20 protein-coding genes and 1 pseudogene are annotated in these 23,092 nt (G+C 44.5%); 2 read left to right on the top strand and 19 right to left on the bottom strand.

Going from position 1 to position 23,092, the window contains the following annotated elements:
• Nucleotides 1–89: 89 nt before the first annotated feature.
• The 13 genes and pseudogenes from ccoP to ileS all read right to left on the bottom strand — a co-directional run bounded on the left by ccoP (nucleotide 90) and on the right by ileS (nucleotide 13,549).
• On the bottom strand, nucleotides 90–1,025 hold the full coding sequence (gene ccoP / locus A9E74_RS10125; protein ID WP_245652138.1) for a cytochrome-c oxidase, cbb3-type subunit III: 936 nt from the start codon (nucleotides 1,023–1,025) through the stop codon (nucleotides 90–92).
• Nucleotides 1,015–1,182: a cbb3-type cytochrome c oxidase subunit 3 gene (locus A9E74_RS14940; protein WP_211116064.1), complete on the bottom strand. Its 168-nt coding sequence runs from the start codon at nucleotides 1,180–1,182 to the stop codon at nucleotides 1,015–1,017. The genes ccoP and A9E74_RS14940 overlap by 11 nt, the downstream gene beginning before the upstream one ends.
• A 34-nt stretch (nucleotides 1,183–1,216) precedes the next feature.
• On the bottom strand, nucleotides 1,217–1,894 hold the full coding sequence (ccoO, locus tag A9E74_RS10115) for a cytochrome-c oxidase, cbb3-type subunit II (RefSeq protein WP_069296505.1): 678 nt from the start codon (nucleotides 1,892–1,894) through the stop codon (nucleotides 1,217–1,219).
• A gap of 10 nt (nucleotides 1,895–1,904) precedes the next feature.
• Nucleotides 1,905–3,326: a cytochrome-c oxidase, cbb3-type subunit I gene (gene ccoN / locus A9E74_RS10110; RefSeq protein WP_069296504.1), complete on the bottom strand. Its 1,422-nt coding sequence runs from the start codon at nucleotides 3,324–3,326 to the stop codon at nucleotides 1,905–1,907.
• Between the two features lie 377 nt (nucleotides 3,327–3,703).
• Nucleotides 3,704–4,105, bottom strand: coding sequence for an MTH938/NDUFAF3 family protein (locus tag A9E74_RS10105; RefSeq protein WP_069296503.1), 402 nt, complete (start codon nucleotides 4,103–4,105; stop codon nucleotides 3,704–3,706).
• Nucleotides 4,106–4,111: 6 nt separating this feature from the next.
• Complete coding sequence (locus A9E74_RS10100) at nucleotides 4,112–4,402, bottom strand: integration host factor subunit beta (RefSeq protein WP_069296502.1); 291 nt, start codon at nucleotides 4,400–4,402, stop codon at nucleotides 4,112–4,114.
• A gap of 114 nt (nucleotides 4,403–4,516) precedes the next feature.
• Nucleotides 4,517–6,190 (bottom strand): 30S ribosomal protein S1, encoded by a 1,674-nt coding sequence (rpsA, locus tag A9E74_RS10095; RefSeq protein WP_069296501.1) that lies wholly within the window; start codon nucleotides 6,188–6,190, stop codon nucleotides 4,517–4,519.
• 109 nt (nucleotides 6,191–6,299) lie between these two features.
• The gene (gene cmk / locus A9E74_RS10090) at nucleotides 6,300–6,962 is read right to left on the bottom strand and encodes a (d)CMP kinase (protein ID WP_218104303.1); all 663 of its coding nucleotides are present in this window, start codon (nucleotides 6,960–6,962) and stop codon (nucleotides 6,300–6,302) included.
• A complete protein-coding gene (gene aroA, locus A9E74_RS10085; RefSeq protein WP_425412317.1) occupies nucleotides 6,955–8,292 on the bottom strand; it encodes a 3-phosphoshikimate 1-carboxyvinyltransferase in 1,338 nt (445 codons plus the stop codon). The genes cmk and aroA overlap by 8 nt, the downstream gene beginning before the upstream one ends.
• Entirely contained in the window at nucleotides 8,293–9,180 is an 888-nt protein-coding gene (locus A9E74_RS10080) for a prephenate dehydrogenase (protein ID WP_069296499.1), read from the bottom strand.
• The gene (gene hisC / locus A9E74_RS10075; RefSeq protein ID WP_069296498.1) at nucleotides 9,180–10,274 is read right to left on the bottom strand and encodes a histidinol-phosphate transaminase; all 1,095 of its coding nucleotides are present in this window, start codon (nucleotides 10,272–10,274) and stop codon (nucleotides 9,180–9,182) included. The genes A9E74_RS10080 and hisC overlap by 1 nt, the downstream gene beginning before the upstream one ends.
• Entirely contained in the window at nucleotides 10,271–10,738 is a 468-nt protein-coding gene (gene lspA / locus A9E74_RS10070) for a signal peptidase II (protein ID WP_069296497.1), read from the bottom strand. The genes hisC and lspA overlap by 4 nt, the downstream gene beginning before the upstream one ends.
• Before the next feature lie 10 nt (nucleotides 10,739–10,748).
• Nucleotides 10,749–13,549, bottom strand: a pseudogene (ileS, locus tag A9E74_RS10065) (isoleucine--tRNA ligase).
• A 168-nt stretch (nucleotides 13,550–13,717) separates the two neighbouring features.
• On the opposite strand from ileS, the gene A9E74_RS10060 reads away from it, so the two are divergent.
• A complete protein-coding gene (locus A9E74_RS10060) occupies nucleotides 13,718–14,005 on the top strand; it encodes a DUF3579 domain-containing protein (protein ID WP_069296496.1) in 288 nt (95 codons plus the stop codon).
• A 393-nt stretch (nucleotides 14,006–14,398) separates the two neighbouring features.
• Here the strand turns inward: A9E74_RS10060 and A9E74_RS10055 are convergent, their stop codons facing one another.
• From A9E74_RS10055 to A9E74_RS10030, 6 genes are all read right to left on the bottom strand, one after another.
• Nucleotides 14,399–14,848: a CBS domain-containing protein gene (locus tag A9E74_RS10055; protein WP_069296495.1), complete on the bottom strand. Its 450-nt coding sequence runs from the start codon at nucleotides 14,846–14,848 to the stop codon at nucleotides 14,399–14,401.
• Between the two features lie 64 nt (nucleotides 14,849–14,912).
• The gene (locus A9E74_RS10050; RefSeq protein ID WP_069296494.1) at nucleotides 14,913–16,496 is read right to left on the bottom strand and encodes a peptide chain release factor 3; all 1,584 of its coding nucleotides are present in this window, start codon (nucleotides 16,494–16,496) and stop codon (nucleotides 14,913–14,915) included.
• A gap of 76 nt (nucleotides 16,497–16,572) precedes the next feature.
• Complete coding sequence (locus A9E74_RS10045) at nucleotides 16,573–18,630, bottom strand: sensor domain-containing diguanylate cyclase (protein WP_069296493.1); 2,058 nt, start codon at nucleotides 18,628–18,630, stop codon at nucleotides 16,573–16,575.
• A 76-nt stretch (nucleotides 18,631–18,706) separates the two neighbouring features.
• Complete coding sequence (locus tag A9E74_RS10040; protein ID WP_069296492.1) at nucleotides 18,707–19,036, bottom strand: TraR/DksA family transcriptional regulator; 330 nt, start codon at nucleotides 19,034–19,036, stop codon at nucleotides 18,707–18,709.
• Between the two features lie 52 nt (nucleotides 19,037–19,088).
• Entirely contained in the window at nucleotides 19,089–19,919 is an 831-nt protein-coding gene (locus A9E74_RS10035) for a universal stress protein (RefSeq protein ID WP_425412316.1), read from the bottom strand.
• 20 nt (nucleotides 19,920–19,939) lie between these two features.
• On the bottom strand, nucleotides 19,940–21,430 hold the full coding sequence (locus A9E74_RS10030; protein WP_069296491.1) for a SulP family inorganic anion transporter: 1,491 nt from the start codon (nucleotides 21,428–21,430) through the stop codon (nucleotides 19,940–19,942).
• 363 nt (nucleotides 21,431–21,793) lie between these two features.
• Here A9E74_RS10030 and A9E74_RS10025 point away from each other — a divergent pair, with 363 nt between their 5' ends.
• The gene (locus tag A9E74_RS10025; protein WP_069296490.1) at nucleotides 21,794–23,089 is read left to right on the top strand and encodes a mechanosensitive ion channel family protein; all 1,296 of its coding nucleotides are present in this window, start codon (nucleotides 21,794–21,796) and stop codon (nucleotides 23,087–23,089) included.
• The last annotated feature ends 3 nt before the right edge of the window (nucleotides 23,090–23,092 follow it).

Below are 23,092 nucleotides of genomic sequence, written 5' to 3'. Positions count from 1 at the left end.
CTTACAATGGCCCCAATCACAACTGCATCTAAACCCATAATCTTCTCCTGATTTGAACTAACTTATTTATTCAAGCCAGTTTTACTTTTTTATTCGCCACCACCAAGTTGATGCACATAGATAGCTAGTTTTTTGATTTCATTTTCACTCAAGCGTTCAGTTTCAGTGCCATCGTAATAGTCTTCTGGATCATCACCGAACTCTTCTGCTTCCAGACGCACTGCAAGTCTTTCATTCCAGGCTGGCATAACAGCAACGCGTGTTAATGGATCGTTTGCATCATTAACGCCGTGCAAAATAGTGTGACGGATTTCATCTGGCTCACCAGAAAAACGCCATACTTTATCAGCCAGATTCGCAGAACCAAGTTGCTGAATACCTTTGGCATCAGCTCCATGACAAGCTACACAGCCCTTCTCGTTATATAGCTTCCATTGTGCGTCGGTGGCTTCACCATTGGCACTGTTCACAACAAACTCAACTAAACCGTCTACTTCTTCTTCGGTTAATAAATTTGCATGTGCCGGCATCATGCCTTGACGACCTTTTGCCAACGTTTCGATAATTTTACTTACTGTGCCGCCGTATAACCAATCATCATTGGCCAGGATAGGATAACCTGAACCTGGTTGAGGATAACCACCAACACCATGGCATGCAGCACAGTTATCACCATAAAGTACTTTGCTAGAACCTACGGCATAACGTAATAATTCGTCATCTTCCAAAATCTCTTCTGCAGTCATGGCAGCGATACGATCTTCAAAAGGCGCACGTTTTTCTTCGATTTTTGCCAAGTCTTCTTTATATTCTTTAATTTGAGTCCAACCCAAAATACCTTTGGTATTGCCAGTCACTAGCGGCAGTGATGGATACAAAATAAAATAAACCAGAACTAACAATCCACTCAGGTACAAAGCTATTGTCCACCAGCGTGGCGGCGGATTAGTTAACTCTCTGATGCCATCCCATTCATGACCTGTATCTGGACATTCATGAGGATTTTTATTGTTATCAGCCATCATTTTTCTCCGAATTTATATCGTCATCTCTCAGCGCCATGTCACGGTGTGATTCAAGTTTTTCTTTATTCTTAGGTCGCAATGCCCAGAAATACATACCAAACATCAATATAAAAATAATGACTGTCAGTATCGTGCCCACCCAATCACTTGCGGTCATGGCCGACCAGTTTGTCTCAAAATAAGACAAGAAATTACTCACGGTAATCTCTACCTGGTTCAAACTGGATCATTGTGCCAAGTACCTGCAGATAAGCTACCAAAGCTTCCATTTCCGTTTTGCCTTCTACCGCTTCGGCAGCACCCAGAATTTGTTCATCTGTATAAGGTACGCCCAATACTTTCATTGCTTTCAAGCGGCGAACCATACCTTCGCCATTGATGGTGGCATTATCTAGCCATGGGTAGCGTGGCATGATGGACTCAGGCACTACAGAACGTGGGTCACGAAGATGCTGGATATGCCATGCATCGGAGTATTTTCCACCTACACGTGCCAAATCAGGCCCAGTACGCTTAGACCCCCACTGAAATGGGTGATCATATTTAGATTCAACTGCTAATGAATAATGACCATAACGATCTTTTTCATCACGGAATGGACGCACCATTTGTGAATGGCATAAATAGCAGCCTTCACGTTGATAGACGTCACGACCAGCCAACTCTAAAGCCGTATATGGACGAACACCTTGCAGTTCTTCATATTCAGGAAAGACATCATCCTCAAATGTATTTTGCAGATAAAACAACGGGACAATCTCAACAATACCGCCTACAGACACTACTAATGCTGTAGCTAGAGCAAGTCCCCAAACGTTTTGTTCAACCCAATCTTGAAAACTAACGCGTTTATTAGATTTATTAGCCATGCTGATTCCCTCAAATATTCGCTGCAGTTGCCATTTCGGCAGATGGTTTTGCAATCGCGCGGCGAATAGTCACTGTTACGTTAAACAGCATGATGACCGCACCCAGGAAGAAAATCAGTCCACCGATTGCACGCATCGCGTAGTAAGGATGCATCTGTGCGACTGACTCAACAAAGGTATATGCCAAATTGCCGTATTCATCATAAGCACGCCACATCAGACCTTGCATAATGCCTGATACCCACATTGCGGTGATGTAAATCGCGGTACCGATGGTCGCCATCCAGAAATGCAGGTTAACCAGCTTAACGGAATACATCGTCGTACCCCACATGCGTTCAACCATATGATACAACGCACCTACAGAAACCATCGCAACCCAGCCAAGCGCACCTGAGTGAACATGACCGATAGTCCAGTCAGTGTAATGTGACAAGGCGTTTACTGTTTTCGAAGCCATAACCGGGCCTTCAAAAGTCGACATCGCGTAGAACGCTAAAGAGACAATCAGGAATCGTAAAATATAGTCAGTGCGTAATTTGTCCCAAGCACCACTCAGAGTGAACATACCGTTTAACGCACCACCCCATGAAGGAATAATCATCGCTAATGAAATGGCAGCACCCAATGAACCTGTCCAATCTGGTAATGCTGTGTATTGAAGATGGTGAGCACCTAACCACACATACCCAAATACCAACGCCCAGAAATGGATAACGGATAAACGGTAAGAATATACAGGACGGTTTGCCTGTTTAGGTACGAAGTAGTACATGATGCCAAGGAAGCCCGCTGTCAGGAAGAAACCTACTGCGTTATGGCCCCACCACCATTGAATCATCGCATCCTGAACTCCAGAGAAGATCGAATACGATTTCCACATGCTGACAGGAATAGCCAAGCTGTTTACTACATGGAGATAGGTGATCATGATCATCATTGCCAGGAAGAACCAGTTGGCAACATAGATATGTGAAACCTTACGGATCGATAAGGTCATGATGAAATTGAACATGTAGCTTACCCAGACTACCGCAATCAAAATATCCAGCGGCCATTCCAGCTCAGCATATTCTTTTGATTGAGTTAAGCCTAAAGGCAACGTGATGATGGCGCCGAGAATAATCAGGTTCCATCCCCAAAAGGTGAACCAGGCCAATTTATCACTCCAGAGTCTTACTCCAGAGGTACGTTGCACAACATAAAATGCTGTGGCCATTAATGTTGATCCACCAAATGCAAAAATTACCGTATTGGTATGCAATGGACGTAATCGACCAAAACTAATGTAAGGATTATCAAAATTAAGATCTGGCCAGGCTAACTGCGATGCAATAAATACACCCATACCCGTTCCGGCAACCAAATAGACTACCGCCATATAGGAGAACCATTTGACTACTTCAAAGTTATACTGTTGTTTCGCCTGCATAGCGATCACACCTTCTCTCTCATGAAAACTCTATCACTGCTTCTTTTATTTATTCTCAGAAACAGAACCCAATTTCATATCGCCCAACAATCAAGCTCGACAAATTTTACCGCAAAACAACAATGTTGATGCTTTCAAATCCGTGATCCAGATCAACTTTGCTGATTTTGCTAAGCCTTTTGCCAAAAATTGCGAGCCTATAAGCTTTTTCGCAAACTTTGCGTTGACTAAACCAGGGGAATTTTCCTGACTTCATCAGGTGTGGTCAAGTTTTAGCGATTCATTCATTCATCTAATCCCTAATAACTGACATAAACAAAGGTTTAAACCTTATGCTTAATATGGGTATTCACATCAATAACCACAAACATTGAAGATCACCCGCATTCAGACTCTAAATCAAGTAGCAATATTGGCTTTCTGCCTTCATTTAATAGCAAATTGTAGGTACGACAAGCAGCACCAAGCGACATTATTTCTAATGAAATACCATATTGGGCAAATGTATGGGTAATTTTGATCGAGTGAGAGGTAAGACCGTCATCCTTCACCAAGATGACAACGTCGGCTTGAAAGGATTTGATTTTTTTAATCTGTGTATCGCTGATATTTTCATCGAAGCGATTCAGATCCAGCGCATCAAATATGCCTTCAGGAGTAAGAATGCAATTATGCGTGATCTGTTGTTGAGGTTGATTTGAAGATTGAATCAGCAGAAAGCCGTCGCCATAACTTTTTATTACAAGAGCGTCAGTAACGGCTTCCTGACTAATTTTCATTTTTTATTAAAAACCAGCGGCATTATTTACGCGATCACGTAATTCTTTTCCGGGTTTGAAATGCGGTACATATTTCTCATCGAGCTTAACGGATTCACCACTTTTTGGATTACGTCCCACTCTGGGTGGACGATGATGCAAGGTGAAACTGCCAAACCCTCTGATCTCAATACGATCACCACGTGACAGACAATCACTCATCTGTTCAAGAATTAACTTCACCGCTAGTTCAACGTCTCGATAATTCAATAGAGATTGTTTTTCGGATAGTATTTCTATCAAATCAGACTTGGTCATAATTTCCTAGATTCCCGGCAGTAGACTTTGGGTTATGCCTTAACGTTAAGGCAGCTGTGTAACAAGAAAAAATAAGCATCCGGTAAATTACCGGATGCTTACTAAATGAACAGATTAGCTATCTTTCTGATTCATTTGTTCTTTCAGCAAATCACCTAAAGTGGTATTGCCGGAACTAACATTACTGTACTCTTTCACAGCTTCGGACTCTTCTTGATCATCCTTAGCTTTAATAGACAGAGTCAGCGTGCGATCCTTGCGCGACATTCCTGTAAATTTAGCTTCTACTTCATCACCGACATTCAGCACTTTGCTGGCATCTTCGATACGTTCACGCGAAATATCCGCAACACGAACATAACCTTCAACGCCTTCTGCCAATTCAATTGTTGCGCCTTTGGCATCAACTTCAGTGACCTTACCTGTAACAACAGAACCACGTGGATGTTCAGACAAATAGGCAGAGAATGGATCATCCTGCAATTGTTTGATACCCAGAGAAATACGTTCACGTTCAGGATCAATTGCCAGTACTACGGCTTCAACTTCATCGCCTTTCTTGAAGTCACGAATCAGTTCTTCGTTTTCTTCTTCCCAAGAGATGTCAGACAAGTGAATCAGGCCGTCAATGCCACCGTCCAAACCAATGAAGATACCGAAATCAGTGATTGATTTGATAGCGCCACTGACTTTGTCACCTTTGTTATGAGTCATTGAGAACTCTTCCCAAGGGTTGGTTTGGCACTGTTTGATACCCAGTGAAATACGACGACGTTCTGCATCGATATCCAGAACCATTACTTCAACTTCTTCGCCTAATGTGACCAGCTTAGAAGGATGTACGTTTTTGTTGGTCCAGTCCATTTCAGACATGTGAACCAAACCTTCAACGCCGTCTTCGATTTCAACAAAGCAACCGTAGTCAGCAATGTTGGTCACTTTACCTTGAATGCGTGTGCTGTTCGGATAACGACGAGCGATATCTTTCCAAGGATCATCACCCAATTGTTTCAGGCCTAACGATACACGTTCACGATCTTTATCAAATTTCAGAACTTGAACATCGATTTCATCACCGATGGCAACAACTTCTGAAGGATGTTTAACACGTTTCCATGCCATATCAGTGATATGCAACAGACCATCAATACCGCCAAGGTCAACAAACGCGCCGTAATCTGTCAGGTTCTTAACGATACCTTTAACTACTTTGCCTTCTTCCAATGTTTCCAGAAGAGCTTCGCGTTCAACACTGTTCTCAGCTTCCATAATGGCACGGCGAGAAACAACGATATTGTTACGTGGGCGATCCAGCTTAATCAGTTTGAACTCAAGCTCTTTGCCTTCGAGGTGTGAAGTATCACGAATAGGACGCACATCAACCAGTGAACCTGGCAGGAACGCACGGATGTTTTCCAGATCAACAGTGAAACCACCTTTGACTTTTCCAGAGATAATCCCCAGAACAGTTTCATTAGCTTCGAATGCGTGTTCCAATCTGATCCATGCTTCGGCCGCTTTGGCTTTTTCACGTGATAATAATGTCGCACCAAATCCATCTTCCAGTGTTTCCAGAGAAACATCGACCAAATCACCAACAGAAACGGTGATTTCACCTTTTTCGTTCATGAATTCGGCAACTGGGATAGCGCCTTCAGATTTCAGACCTGCGTTAACCATAACAACATCAGGACCAACATTGACTACCGTACCGGTAACAATTTTGCCTGGTTGCATTGGGGTTGCGTTTAGACTCTCTTCAAAGAGATCAGCAAAGCTTTCGCTCATTATAAATATCCTTGATCCTGTATAGATAACAGAATCGCCCGTTAGACCTGCAAATGCAGGAAATTAACAAAAAACTTAACTGGAACACCCAGCTAAGTACCCTAATAAATCAGTCGATTAATGCACTGACTTTTTCTAATACAGCTTCAATACCGAGTTGTGTTGAATCCATAATAACGGCATCATCGGCAGGCCGCAGGGGCGCTACTTCACGTTGCATATCTCGTTCATCACGTTCGGATATTTCGGCTACGAGATCGGAAAGGTTACTATCAATTCCTTTCTCTTTCAACTGCTTATATCTTCTCTCCGCCCGAACCTCGGCACTAGCTGTTAAAAAGACTTTAAATGCTGCGTCAGGAAACACGACTGTCCCCATATCGCGGCCATCTGTGACTAAACCAGGTGGCTGAAGAAAATCACGTTGTCTTTGCAACAGAGCTGCACGTACCGCGGGAAATGCGGCAACTTTTGATGCAGCATTGCCTGCTTGTTCTGAACGAATCAACAATGAAACATCTTCACCTTGCAGTATCACCTGCAACTGGCCTTTGGTTAATAAGAACTGTACATCCAAATGCTTAGCTAATTCAGCCAGCGCTGATTCATCAGTTAAATCAATGTGATCCTTGAGCGCCGCTTGTGCCAAAACACGGTAAATGGCACCACTATCCAGATAATGCCAGCCCAGTCTTTCCGCCATAAGCTGCGCTAACGTGCCCTTGCCAGACCCGCTTGGACCATCAATCGTCAAAACCGGTATTTCAGACATCGAAGGCATCAATTTGTAAGCCACTGTCAGTGGCTAATTCAACAAAATTGGGAAATGAGGTGGCGACATTGGCACAGTCATTAATCTGAATCGCACCACCAGCCTGTAATGCGGCCATGGCAAATGACATGGCAATTCGGTGATCACCATGACTATCTACTTCACCACTACCGATTACACCACCTTCAATTATCATACCGTCAGCGGTCGGTTGCGCATCAATACCCAAAGTTTGTAGTCCATCAGCCATGACTTGAATGCGATCACTCTCTTTAACACGTAATTCTTCTGCACCAGTTAATACTGTGCGACCTTCTGCACAAGCTGCAGCAATAAATATCGCTGGAAATTCATCAATGGCCAATGGTACCTGGTCTTCAGGAATTTCAATTCCGGTCAATGGCGAATAACGAACCCGAATATCAGCAACCGGCTCACCACCAGTCAATTTTTCATTACTCAAACTAATATCCGCGCCCATTTGACGCAAAATATTGATTACACCAATACGGGTCGGGTTTATACCAACATGTTGCAGAGTGATATCCGACTCCGGCGCAATCGCAGCTCCAACCATAAAAAACGTGGCCGAAGAAATATCTCCAGGCACATCAATGGTCGTGGCGGTTAATTTGCCACCGCCTTTAATACTGATTCGATTATCCTGAACCTGAACTGGATATCCCATGCCCTGCAGCATACGCTCAGTATGATCTCGTGTCGGCGCAGGCTCAGTAACGCTAGTGGTTCCGTCGGCATACATCCCTGCCAGTAACAGACAGGATTTAACCTGGGCACTCGCCATTGGCAAGTCATAATCAATTGCCTTTAATGTATTGCCACCATGAATAGTCAAAGGCGGTTTGCCATCGGCACTATCAATCTTTGCACCCATCAATGCCAGGGGATCGGTTACCCGGCGCATTGGTCGTACTGATAATGATTTATCTCCAGTCATGGTGACATCAAATGACTGACCAGACAGTAATCCACTTAATAAACGAATAGAGGTGCCGGAGTTACCGACATATACATCCTTTTCCGGCGCTTTCAAGCCATGCATACCCACACCATGCACAGTGACTTTGCCTTCGACCGGGCCTTCAATATTGACGCCCATTGCACGAAAAGCCGCCAATGTTGCCAGCGCATCCTCGCCTTCCAGAAACCCGGTGACCTCGGTTATGCCTTCAGCCAATGAACCCAGCATGATTGACCGGTGTGAGATGGATTTATCTCCAGGCACACGAAAACTGCCTGTCAGATTGCCACCGGCCTGTACCACAAATTTACGATCTTGTTGCCCGCTCACGCTGTTGTTCACTCCCATTTACACTTCGCTATTATCTTTCAGAGTTGGATCGGCAAAACGGCTATCTCTGGCCCGTTTTGCCCGGCCAAAGACATCAATAAGAAAATCACCATCATCTTGCCGAATCGCCTGTTCGATTTGATCGAGGCCGCTACGATATTGTTGTAATAATTCTAGAATTGCGTTGCGATTGCCAAGGCATATGTCACGCCACATCACTGCATCACTTGATGCAATACGAGAAAAATCTCGGAAACCGCCAGCGGCATAACGTAATACTTCATCACAATCTTCGCGTTTCGCTAACATGCCCACCAGATTAAAGGCTAAAACATGCGGTAAATGACTGGTGGCGGCCAGCACCACATCATGGTGCTCAACCTCCATATCAAAAACATCTGCACCGGTTTGCTGCCACATTTGACGCACTTGTTCGAGCGCGCTTTTGTCTGTTTCAGCGACCGGAGTTAATACCACGCGATGCTGCTGATATAGCTCTGCAAAAGCCGCTGAAGGTCCGCTCTTTTCGGTACCGGCAATCGGATGCCCTGGCACAAATCGGTCGAACTTATTGCCTAAAGCCTCTCGGGCTGCATCTACAATTTGCTGTTTGGCACTACCGCCATCAGTGACAATCGCCTGTGGTTTGAGATGTGCAGCGATTTGTTCAAACACTGCCTGCATCGCACCCATCGGCACAGCGACAAACACTATGTCGGCATCGGTAACAGCCTCAGCCAATGATGCGGCGGCATTATCAATAATACCTAATGCCAAAGCTTCATCACGCGCAGCCTGTGAACGCGAAAAACCTGTGACCTTTTCAACCAGTCCAGCTTTTTTTAATGCCAGCGCCAGAGAGCCACCAATCAGGCCTACTCCAATAATAGATAAATGCTTAATCATTAAGACTCTGACAGACTGTTAGCTAGCGCTTCAAGGCAACGCTGATTTTCTTTTGCCAGACCAATACTGATACGTAAATGGTTTGGCAGACCATAACCTGCAACTGGTCTGACAATAACGCCTTGTTGCAACAACTTTTCATAAATTTCAGCTGCATTGGTTTTCACATCAACACAGATAAAATTGGCTTTTGAAGGAATGTAATTCAATCCCATTGCATTAAAGCCATCAATATATTGCTGCATGCCTTCGTTATTAACCTGCTTGGCACGTTGCAGATAATCTTCATCACCCAGAGCAGCAATCGCTGCACACATTGCCAAGTGATTGACATTAAATGGCTGACGCAAACGATTTAATAAATCGGCAATCTCTGGACTGGATAAAGCAAAACCAACTCGTAAACCGGCCAGACCATAGGCTTTGGAAAAGGTGCGACAAATAATCAGATTGGGAAATTCAGCTAACCAGTCAACACTGTTTATATTTTGATCGCCATATTCAACATAGGCTTCATCGAGCACTACTATCACGTTATCCGGCACAGCCTGCAAAAACGCATGAACTTCCTGTGCCGGTATATAAGTACCGGTTGGGTTATTCGGGTTGGCAATAAAAATCAGCTTGGTATTTGCATTAATCGCCTGCTGCATGGCCGGTAAATCATGGCCATAATTCTTGGCAGGCACCTCTACCAATTTGGCACCAATCGCTTGTGCGACCAATGAGTACACCGCAAAAGCGTGTTGAGCAAACATGACTTCGTCAGCAGGTGAAGCAAAACAACGAGCGATAAGCTCCAACACATCGTTAGATCCATTACCCAAGGTAATCTGCTTGGCATCAACCTGAAACTTTTCGGATAGGGCTAATTTTAATGAATATCCATTACCGTCCGGGTAACGAGTCAGGTCTCGAGTTGCCAATGCAATTGCAGCTTGTGCGGCCTGGGAAGGTCCGATTGGACTTTCATTTGAAGCCAGTTTAATAACATCCCTTACGCCATATTGACGCTGCAATTCCTCTATCGGTTTTCCCGGCACATAGGGCTGCAAACCGGCAATACTTTCTACCGCTAAATCACACAGATTCATTTTTGCTCCGCTGGTTTTCTAAAACTATCCAAGATCAGCAACACCGCGCCGACACAAATGGCGGCATCTGCGATATTAAATGCCGGCCAGTGATAACTGCCAACATAGACGTCAATAAAATCGACCACATACCCATAAATAAAGCGATCGATAACATTGCCAATAGCGCCACCGATAATCAGTGAGATCGCAATGGCTTCAAGCTTGGCCTGTGACTTCAGTCGAGACAACCAGATAATCAACACAATTGAAACAGTGACCGCCAAAACGATAAAAAACCAGCGCTGCCAACCTCCGGCTCCTGCAAGAAAACTGAAGGCTGCACCACTATTATGAGCCAGAGTAAAATTGAAATACGGCATTACCGCCACGGTTTGATAGAGATCCAACCAATTGGACATAATCACTTTTGTCAGTTGATCTAACGCAATGATCAACGCACTTACCCATAACCACTTCAACATTGTTTTTGCCTCAAGCAAAACGGCGGTTTTCGCCGTTGCCTTCAATATTTTCAACACAGCGACCACACAGCTCTGGATGATCGGCATGACTTCCAACATCTTCCGTCTGATGCCAGCAGCGCTCACAACGTGCATTGGTCGAAGCATGAATATCCACGGCAAGCCCACTCAAACCAGTTTGAATTGCCGTGGCAGATTTATCCGCGAATGAAAAATATTTTGCTGATGATGTGATTAAGACAAATTTCAGTTCATCGCCAGCTTTATTCAATATCGTCAGCAACGGTTCATCAGCGTACAAAGCTACATCGGCAGTTAAACCACCTTTTACTTCGCCTTGATTACGTTTATTTTCCAGTTCTTTGGCAACCGCATCTCTCACGGCAAATAATTGCTGCCAGTCTAAGGCTGATAACGCACTATCAGCTGATAAGGGTGCCAAATGCTGATACCAGTTATTCAATAACACTGAGTTATTCCGCTTGCCCGGAATAAATTCCCATAACTCATCCGCGGTAAAACTTAAAATCGGTGCAATCCAGCGAGTTAAGGCTTCCAGAATATGGAACATTGCCGTTTGTGACGAACGACGTCCAAGACTGTCCGTTGGCATTGTGTATTGACGATCCTTGGTGATATCCAGATAAGCACTGCCCAGCTCATTGGCACAGAAGTTATGCACTTTCTGATAAATCAAATGGAACTGATAACTTTCATAGGCCGCCAGGATTTCCAGCTGCAAATGATATGCGCGATCCAAAACCCAACGATCTAACGGTAACAATTCATCGGTAGCCACCAGATTGCTTGCAGGGTCAAAATCATTCAGATTCGATAATAAATAACGTGCAGTATTACGAATACGTCGATAAGAGTCGGCGGTGCGTTTGAGGATTTCATCCGACACACTCATTTCAGCACTGTAATCGGTAGCTGCTACCCACAGACGAATAATGTCCGCACCCAGGTTATTCACCACTTTTTGCGGTGAAACCGTGTTGCCCTTGGATTTGGACATTTTTTTGCCTTCGGCATCCACAGTAAAACCATGAGTCAATACAGACTTGTAGGGTGCTTTGCCAGTAGTGGCAACCGAGGTCAATAAGGATGACTGAAACCAGCCACGGTGTTGATCACTGCCTTCCAGATAGAGATCAGCAGGACGTTGCAAACCGTCACGACGGGTTAACACACAGGCATGCGACACACCGGAATCAAACCAGACATCCAGTGTATCGGTAACTTTGAAATAATTGTCGGCATCGGCACCAATCAGGTCGCTGGCGTCCATATCAAACCAGGCATCAATGCCTTTTTGTTCAACAGCTAATGCCACTTTTTCGATCAGTGCTTTCGAGTCAGGATGTAATTCCCCGCTTTGTTGATGCACAAATAACGGGATCGGCACGCCCCAGGTACGCTGACGGGAGATACACCAGTCCGGACGACCTGTCACCATATTTTCAATACGTTTTTGGCCCCAATCCGGCATCCATTTGGTTGCTGCAATTGCCTGCATTGCCTGATCGCGCAGACCATTCTGCTCCATGCTGACAAACCATTGAGGTGTGGCGCGGAAAATGATCGGCGTTTTATGCCGCCAGCAATGCGGATAGCTGTGACGGATATCCACATGACATAACAAGGCATTCTTTTCTTTTAATAATTCGATGACCAGCGGATTGGCTTTAAATACCGATTCACCAGCAAATACCGGGGTGTCAGGTAAAAACACACCGTTACCACCGACCGGATTATCAACTTCAAGTTTATATTTAAGACCAACGATATAGTCATCCTGACCATGACCCGGAGCGGTATGTACTGCGCCAGTACCGGCATCAGTGGTGACATGATCGCCTAAGATGACTGGCACTTTACGATCGTAAAACGGGTGCTGAAGTAGTAAACCTTCAAGCGCGGCGCCCTTACAGCGGGCAATGACGTCACCGGTTAATTGATAACGTTCCAGAGCTTTTTCATAAAGCGCTTCTGCCAACACCAAACGCTCAGCCGCACATTGCACCACGACATACTCTAAATCTGGGTGCACACAGACGGCCTGATTAGCGGGCAATGTCCATGGTGTGGTAGTCCAGATAGCGATGCCGACCGGGCCAGTCCCGTTATTCGGGCAGGCATTATCAAATGCAGCAACATCCACCAGTTGAAAACGTACATCAATCGCCGGTGAGGTTTTATCTTCATATTCGACTTCGGCTTCGGCCAACGCAGATCCACAATCCACACACCAATGCACCGGTTTTACACCTTTGTGCAGATGTCCGTTTTCAATGATTTCACCCAAAGTGCGGATAATGTCAGCTTCAAACTGAAAATCCATTGTCAGATAAGGGTTATCCCAATCAGCCAATACACCCAGACGTTTGAAATCTTCACGCTGTCCATCAACCTGTTTGGCTGCATATTCACGACAAGCCTGACGAAACTCTGCCGGGCTCACTTTACGCCCGGTTTGCCAACTTTTTTCTCGACATTTAATTCGATAGGCAGCCCATGGCAATCCCAGCCGGGAACATACGGTGTGTCAAAGCCACTAAGCGTTTTAGACTTGAGAATAATATCTTTGAGAATTTTATTGACGGCATGACCAATATGGATATCACCATTGGCATACGGAGGGCCATCGTGCAGAATGAATTTCGGTTTACCCTGATTGGTTTCCCGCAACTGCCGGTAAAGGTCTTGCTCCTGCCAACGCTTTAAAATCACGGGTTCGCGAGTAGGCAGTCCCGCTTTCATCGGAAACTCAGTCGCAGGAAGATTTAAAGTGTGTTTGTAGTCGGCCACAAAACGTCTCGTTGTCGTCAAATAATAAAGCGCTCGATTATACGGGTTTTTCGCGCCGACCTAAATCACTGAAAACAGTTTGTTTTGGCTTTGGCTGATGCTAGGGCCTGATTTCCAGTAAAATGCTCAACCAATATCCATTATGTAAATTCAAGAGCACCAAATTCGATGACTGCAACGGAAAAAGTGATCATTAAAGGCATCACTGAAGACGGCGATAAATTCCGTCCCAGCGATTGGGCGGAAAGATTGTGCGGTGCAGTGGCCAGCTATGGGCCGGGTAGGCGGATTATCTTTCATCCCAACGTTAAATTGGCCTCATTGGAAGGCACGAAATGTGTGGTGATTGATGCTCAGCTTGAAGATGATGATGTGATGCTTTTCGAGTTCCTACTGGAATTCGCCAAGGATAATCGACTACAAGTTGAAAGAATGGATAAGTTACCCGAGTCTTAAGCCCTAGGGCTTGTTGATCTTTCATATCCACCACTGCTGGAGGCTATTTTTGTGTCCGACAAGGCGGAAAGAACGCCGTGCAGCTTTCCTAAATAAGTGATTGACAAATGAGTCTGGAACTCATTTGAACAGCTTAGCTGGCCGCGAAGCGTTGAAATACAGGGATGTATTTCATACAACGCAGGCGGGCGCAAAAATAGTCCCAGCCCTTTGGGTTGTGCCTGAAAAAGCGCCACTTATGTCCAGGGATGGACTGTATGCCGGCGCGCCAAGGAGGCGCGCGCCGGTCTGTGTTACTCGTCACTTATTTAGAACAACTAAAAGGCGCTCCTCGTGCCTTGATTGACGCTTTTTCAGCTAACAACAGAGGCGGAGATGAAAGATCAACAAGCCCTACTCTTCATGCTCGGCATCTGGCCAGTTTTGAATATAGTTTTTAAGTAGTTTATTTTCGAATTTGGCTTTTTTCAGCAGCTCTTCCACCACATCGGTAATCGATAGCATGCCTTCTAACCGGCCTTTGTAAACCACTGGTAAATGGCGGATATTATGTTCCACCATCATATTCATCACCTCTTCCAGCGTATTATCAGGATCACAGGTGTAAGGATTTGGTGTCATCGCATCAGCGGCCGTCTTCGGCTCCCACATCGCATGTTTTTTGTGTAACACGCTAAGTAAATCACGCTCTGACAGAATACCCACCAGAGCGCCATTTTCCGTAACCACCAATGACCCGATACGATGTTCCATCATTAAATGGACTGCTTTATCCAAGGAGTCTTTCGGTGTCAGGCCGATAACCGGCTTACCTTTATTTTTGGTAATGAGTCTGACTTTCATCTCTCTCTCCGGCAACGATTAGAAATTCATTCTGCTTGAGAAGTCCGTTCGCTGGCAAGCCTTATTAGAGATGTTCGCGAGTTGACCGGAAATCAATATCTGGCCAGCGTTCCATAGTTAACTCCAAATTGACGCGGGTTGGAGCAATGTATGTGAGGTTATCCGCACCGTCCAAGGCCAGATTCATTGAGGTTTTACGCTTGAATTCCTCCAGCATTTTCACATCATCACAATACACCCAACGTGCCGTATTGACCTGAACCGGCTCATAAGCACATTCCACCCCGTACTCACCTTTCAAACGATGTACAACTACATCAAACTGCAACACACCGACCGCCCCCAGGATTAAGTCATTGTTATCCAGTGGACGGAATAACTGTGTGGCACCCTCTTCACTAAGCTGTTGCAGACCTTTTAACAGGGCCTTGTTTTTCAGAGGATCTTTCAAACGCACCCGACGAAATAATTCCGGTGCAAAGTATGGAATACCAGTGAACTGCAAATCTTCACCTTGAGTAAAGGTATCGCCAATTTGAATGGTGCCGTGATTATGTAAGCCGAGAATATCGCCAGGCCAGGCTTCTTCTGCCTGTTCACGTTCCGCTGCCATAAAGGTGACTGCATTCGCAATGGTGACGTCCTTGCCAATACGAGTCTGGCGTAATTTCATACCTTTGGTGTAATGACCACTGCAAACGCGCATAAAAGCAATACGATCCCGATGCTTTGGATCCATATTGGCTTGAATTTTAAACACAAAACCGCTGAAATTATCTTCATCGGCCGCAACATCACGGGTTTTAGTTTCACGTGGTTGCGGTGCTGGCGCGTATTCAACATAGGCATCCATCAATTCGGTCACGCCAAAGTTATTCATCGCGGAACCGAAAAACACCGGGGTCATTTGTCCAGATAAAAAGGCATCCAAATCAAATTGATCGCTGGCTCCGCGTACCAAATCGATTTCTTCACGTAATTCTTCGGCCATTGAGCCAAACAACTCATCCAGCCGTGGATTATCCAAGCCTTGTATCAATTCGCCCGCTTCTTTGCCGCCATGCGCCTCGAACAAACGAACATTATCGTGATAAAGATGAAAAATACCTTTAAAGCCTTTGCCCATACCGATTGGCCAAGTGATTGGCGCACAACGAATATTCAGAATATTTTCAACTTCACTGAGCAAATCCAGTGGATCTCGCCCTTCACGATCCAGTTTATTAATGAAGGTCAGAATAGGCGTATCGCGTAACCGACAGACTTCCATTAATTTAATGGTACGTTCTTCAACACCTTTGGCACTGTCAATGACCATTAATGCCGAATCCACAGCGGTCAACGTACGGTAAGTATCTTCCGAGAAGTCAGCATGGCCGGGGGTATCCAGCAAATTAACGATGCGATCTTTATAGGGAAACTGCATGACCGAAGAAGTGACCGAAATGCCCCGCTCCTTTTCCATTTCCATCCAGTCAGAGGTCGCATGTTTATCCGTTTTACGGGATTTGACACTACCGGCCATCTGAATCGCGCCGCCGAATAATAAGAGTTTTTCAGTCAACGTAGTTTTACCCGCATCAGGATGCGAAATAATGGCAAAGGTACGGCGTTTAGAGACTTGTTTCTGTAACAGGCTTTCGGACATATTGACTCAGTTTAAAATATGGATTGGCCAATCGGCATGGCAGCACGGGCAATAAACCGCGTATTTTGGATGAAAATCAGGATGCAGACAATTCGGTGCTTGCGGCTTCCACTCGATTACGCCCAGATTGTTTGGCTCGATACATCGCCTGATCAGCTCGTTCGAACAAACGTCGACGACTTTCCTTGCCAGGTATAGCTTCGGCAACCCCAATGCTTACAGTGATCTTGCCAACAGTTTTGAATTCAACCGTTTCGATATGTTGTCGTAAACGTTCGGCTAATGCTATCGCTTCTTCAAGCGAATTGTGCGAGGCCAAAACAATAAATTCTTCACCACCCCAGCGGCCTAAATTGTCACTTATCCGCAGTTTTGATTGTACTTCTTCAGCAAGTCTGGTTAACACCTGATCGCCCACATCATGGCCATAAGTATCATTAACTGATTTAAAACGATCCACATCAAACAGCAAAATCGAGCAAGGATGTCCATAACGTTCTGCTGCGGCTAGCTCGGCATCAATGGCCAATTCCATTCGATAGCGGTTCCAGATTTTGGTCAATGTATCGGTATGAGCAATCTCTTTAAGCTGTTTGTTCGCCCGTTGTAATTCAGTATTCAACCGACTGATTTGGTGAACGGTAATTGCTACCGCTAAATCTTCGGCCAGATCCTGCGCCGCATGCTGTTCCTTTACTGACCAACGGGGTGCTTCGGTATCAATAGTTTCTACCCAAATTTCGTAACCACGTTCTTCAACTCGATGCAGCGGGTTTGAGGTCTCGGCCTCTATAATTTGTTTTTTGCCTACCCAACTAAATTGTACTTTTTTAGCATTGCGGAATAACAATAGCCATCCGGATTGATTCTGCTCAATGGGTAAAGGTACGGCCAATAAGCCAGCACGACTGCGCAGATTAACCAGTTTATCCAATGGACTGTTTGATAGTTGATCACAAGCCCAGCAAACCTTATTCCCATTGTGTTCAGAAAGCCACTTGCCCACAATATCCAGCTCATAACTATCGAGCGTTTCGCCGGTGCAACTCACTTGATCATGATATAGCAAGGCAATACCGCTGCAATTGAACAACTGCATCCAGTTTTTGCCATATTTCTCAAGTAAGGCTTTTGGTTGAACCACTTTGTCACGTTCCGTTGATAGCAATTCACGACTATCTAACACCTGCTGCAAAAACGTTGCTTGTTGCCTGGCTTGTAATAAAAACATTCTTTGTGTTGCCATCTGCACCAAATTAAAAGCTGCATCGCGCTCTGCTGCAGACACCTCAACAGCTGTAAAGTGATGACAAGTAAGAATTCCCCAAAGTTGTTGCTCACCCGCAATCGCTATGCTCAATGAAGCAGCGACTTTTATCTCACGTAAATAGCGTTGGTGATGAGGTGATAATGCACGCAGCATTCCCGCGGTTAAATCTAACTGCGGCAGGTCAAGATCAGCTGAAGTTGGTGTTAAAGGCACTATTTGCGCATTGACATCCGGTATATTGCGTAGCGGTTGAATAACATAACGGTTTCTGACTTGAGCAGGAATATCGCTGGCTGGGAATCGATAATTCAATAAACTTCGAGATGGATTACGGCAGACTTCGGCAATAGCTGTACGATTCCAATGCGAATCAAATTGACATAACAAGACACGATCATAACCAGTAACAGCTTGTATGCTCTGTACTAACATTTGCTGCAACAATTCAATCTGCTGAACCTGTGCCAAACGACTCAACCATTCATTAACGATTGGCATTAGACGCTGTTCGCCAGATCGGGAAAGTGGTTCAAATTCAATAATAATTGAATCGTCACTGCGATATGCCATCACATAAAAGCGTTGATAAGTTCCAAGCACCTGACGATTGATGATCAATGCAGCTGATAAACGTAAGTTGTTACTTAGAGACTGTTTTATGCGCTGTTGTAATTTGCTGCCAAGAATATCCTTTGGTGCAGATGTCAGTGCCTTGTCTATGGATATACCCAGCTTTTCCTGCAAATTTGCACTGACTTGCAAAACTTCCTGTAAAAGACTGTCAAAACGAATAAGACAACCAAAGGATTGGATTCCATCAATCCGAATATCTGATACAGATTGCCCTTCTATAGAAGTAGCCAATGAATAATTCCAATAATTAATAAAGCACAGAATTGATGCTGAAATTGTAGTCTTAAAAAACTAAAAAAGCTGAAGTTCATTCAAATGCTTTATCAGCACACTTGATGCATCTTGTGACCGTCAAATCGAAATTTAATTGGGCTTCACTGATGGGTTGATTACAAAAATAACAAAAGCCAAAATCATCGTGCTCGATTCGTCTCAATGCACCATCAATAGCCTGCAGTTGAGCTTGTTTGTATTTAATGGCTTCTTGTTTTTTAATTTGTAAATGAAAAGATAAGACATCCAGCTGTGCAGGTTGGATTTCCACCAGCCTGGTGTTATCCACGTCATTATCGGTTAACAACACCAATTTAAGTTCTAGCAATTTCTGCCGGTAGTTTTCCAACTGCACAATATTCATTTGATTCAAACGTAATTTCCTGATTAGCGAAGCAATAGCAGTGGAATATCGCTCATTCGCACCATTTTGGCAGTGTTACTGCGACCAGAAATTGACGGATACGTGAATGGCCATACGCACCCATTACCATCAAATCAATAGCGTTTTTACGTTGATAATCATGAAGCGCCGGTTGCACTGCACCTTGTAATAACGCAGTAGTGACTTCGAAGCCCGCATCAATAAGTTGTTGCTTTGCATTGTCCAACTGAGCTTGATGATTAGAATCATCTTCAGCGACCATAACGATATGGCATTCCAAACCTTTCAGCAGATCGCTAACAGCAACTTTTTCCAAGGCTTTGGTGGCTGTTGCACTGCCATCAAAAGCAATCATAAAGCGTTGCGGAACATTAAATTCCGGCAAGGTAATCAGAATGGGTTTAGTCAACGCACGAATCACATTTTCCAGATGACTACCCAAACTATGGGTTTCATTTTCATGAGCTTGTCCCTGACGACCTAACACCAAAACACGGGTGTCATCCTGCATATCGGACAAGGTTTCCATCAAACCACCATGACGTTGATGCGTGGTCACCTCAACGGCGCCATGTTGTTGGGCTAATGAACTGGCGTCATGCAAAATGTTTTTGCCATGTTCCAATGCCAGACGACTGCGTTTTTCATCCAGCTCAACCAGCTCTTTCAGCAAGTTTTCACGACTGCCCAAGCCGATATTGCCTGACAGATTTTTACTGTTTTCAGGTTTGGGATATTCGGTTTTATCCAACACATGCAATAAATCAAGTGGTGCTTTTAATTTGTAACTTGCCCAAGCGGCAGCTTTACAGACTGCTGGCGACGTTATCGAACCATCAATACAGGCTATTATTTTTGTCATCTCTCTCAATCCTCTATTTATTAGTGACCGGCGAGCATTTTTTCGACTTCTTCCGGCTTATCGTGCACACCAAATCTGTCAACAATAGTTGCTGTGGCAGCATTCATGCCCACCAGTTCAACCTCAGTACCTTCTCGGCGGAATTTGAGTACGACTTTGTCCAGTGCAGAAACGGAGGTGATATCCCAAAAATGGGCATAACTCAAATCAATTTCGACTTTTTCTAGCGCTTCTTTAAAATCAAATGCTGCAGCAAACTTATCTGCTGAGGCAAAGAAGATCTGACCTCTGACTTCATAATGACGTTTAGTATCGTTTTCGCTAAGGTCACTTTTCACCACCATAAAGTGCGCCACTTTATTGGCAAAGAACAAGGCTGCCAGCAGTACGCCAACAAATACACCTAAAGCGAGATTATGGGTAAACACCACGACCAGTACGGTCATGACCATGACGATGTTGGTCGACAAAGGATGTTTTTTCAGATCACGAATTGATGTCCATGAAAAGGTTCCAATCGATACCATGATCATTACAGCAACCAAAGCAGCCATTGGAATCTGTACTAGCAGATCATCCAAAACCAATACCATAAACAACAGGAACAAGCCGGCTGTCATGGTAGATAAACGTCCACGCCCACCGGATTTAATGTTGATAATCGATTGACCAATCATTGCACACCCCGCCATACCGCCCAGTAAACCTGAACCAATATTGGCAACGCCCTGACCTTTACATTCACGGTTTTTGTCGCTTGATGTATCGGTTAAATCATCGACGATAGTTGCTGTCATCATCGATTCCAACAAGCCTACTACTGACAAAGCCATGGCATACGGAAAAATGATCGCTAAGGTTTCAAACTTTAACGGTACATCTGGCCACAAGAATATCGGTAAGGTATCCGGCAAATCACCCATATCACCAACGGTTCGAATATCGATATTGAATACGACTGCAACTACGGTCAGCACAATGATAGTGACTAGTGGTGATGGCAATAAACGACCAATTGTTGGGATATAAGGGAATAGATAGATGATACCCAAGCCCGCAGCCGTCATAGCATAAACATGCCAGGTAACATTGGTTAGTTCGGGTAATTGCGCCATAAAAATCAATATAGCTAATGCGTTAACAAAGCCCGTCACGACTGAGCGTGAAACGAAACGCATCAGATTTCCCAGCTTTAAATAACCCATCACAATCTGAATAACACCGGTGAGTAATGTTGCTGCTAGCAGGTATTCCAGACCATGCTCTTTAACCAGCGTGACCATTAAAACTGCCATGGCTGCAGTAGCCGCTGAGATCATGCCAGGGCGACCACCAACGATTGAGATAATCACCGCGATACAGAATGAGGCATATAAACCAACTTTCGGATCGACGCCGGCGATGATTGAAAAAGCAATGGCTTCGGGAATAAGCGCCAAGGCCACAACAATACCGGCGATCAAATCGCCACGGATATTGGAAAACCAGTCTCGTTTAAGGTTTTGCAACATTAATCAGCTTCCTGTGTTCAAAAGATTTTTTCAGATAAAAATTATTGCCAAGCGGAGTGACATTTTGATGTCGACTGCATTCTTTTAACGGTGGCGATAACCAGCACAACCGCATTGTTGGCGGGGACGATGTGTTAAACATCAAGGACCAGATTAAGTCCTGAGGGAAGTGATACGCTAGGGTGGATTAGACTTCACGTTGATAATTGGGCTTATTCGGAAAACCGGCCAATATACAGTAATTTGCTTTGTGCTCAAAACTTTGCCGGAAAGTTCCCCACTAAAATAGTGTTTAGATGTACCGGATTTTATAACTGTTTGAATGCTACAATCAGCCCCCTGAAATCTGCTGCGGAGCATTGTGTGGAAAGCTATTACCTATTAGTCGATTGGTTAGAAAACCATCCTCATCTCTACACTGTAGTTGGCCTTTTCTTGCTGGTCCTTATTGCCTGGATAGCAAACTGGTTGGTTAAACGTATTCTGGTTCGTGGTGTCTACCGCATTCTGAAAACCAGTCAATTAGGTCGTTATTCATCTTTGGCGGACTCCCCGTTTATCAGACGGATGGCCAATATTGTTCCAGCGATTATTTTGTCGACTGGAATTGTTGTTATCCCGAACATTTCTGAAACCGCTGTCACAGTGGTGCAAAACGTTACCTCTGCTTTTATCGTGCTGACTATCGCCTTAGGTCTTGGCAGTCTGCTGACGATTGTCAACGACGCCTACAGCAAGCGCCCAGATGCACATCTGAAACCGATTAAAGGTTATATCCAGGTTCTTAAAATCGCCATATTTGCGATTGCCACAATATTGATCATCGCTTCATTAATTGACCGCTCACCACTGATTTTATTGTCAGGGCTGGGTGCGATGGCTGCGGTATTGTTATTGATTTTTCAGGACACTTTGCTGTCACTGGTAGCCAGCGTGCAAATCAATTCCAATGATTTGATTCGTGTCGGTGACTGGATTGAAATGACGCCACTCAATGCCGACGGTGATGTTATAGATATTGCATTGCATACGGTGAAAGTGCAGAACTGGGATAAAACCATTAGTGTTATTCCCACCAAACGCTTTCTTACCGATCCGTTTAAAAACTGGCGCGGCATGCAGGAATCTGGTGGACGACGCATCAAACGCAGCATTTTGATTGATCAGCAAAGTATTCATTTTTTATCGGATGATGAGCGTAAGAAACTGCATCGTTTCAGTCTGATGGATAATTATTTGCAGCAAAAACAAAAAGATATTGATGAGTGGAACCAACAACTGGCTGAATGGGGCAAGGAACCGGTTAATACTCGGCGCATCACCAATATTGGTAGCTTCCGGGCATATGTGAATAATTATCTGAAAAATCATCCAAGTATTCATCAGAGTTACACTTTGATGTCACGCCAACTTGAACCAACCGCCAATGGCCTGCCTTTAGAGATTTATTGTTTTACCAATACCACCAACTGGATTGAATACGAGGGCATTGCGTCAGATATCTTTGATCATATGCTAGCCATATTGCCAGAGTTTGGTTTACGAGTATTTCAACAACCTAATGGTTTTGATATGCGTGAATTAAGACCGCAATCCTTGCCAAAGCAAGATCCTGAAATAAGTCCGGCATTAGGTGATACACCAGAAAAAGCACCGTAATAT

The sequence above is a fragment of the Methylophaga muralis genome, assembly GCF_001720165.1.
Taxonomy (GTDB): Bacteria; Pseudomonadota; Gammaproteobacteria; order Nitrosococcales; family Methylophagaceae; genus Methylophaga; species Methylophaga muralis.
The sequence above is the reverse complement of the archived record's forward strand: the minus strand, read 5'-3'. Positions and strand labels throughout refer to the sequence as shown.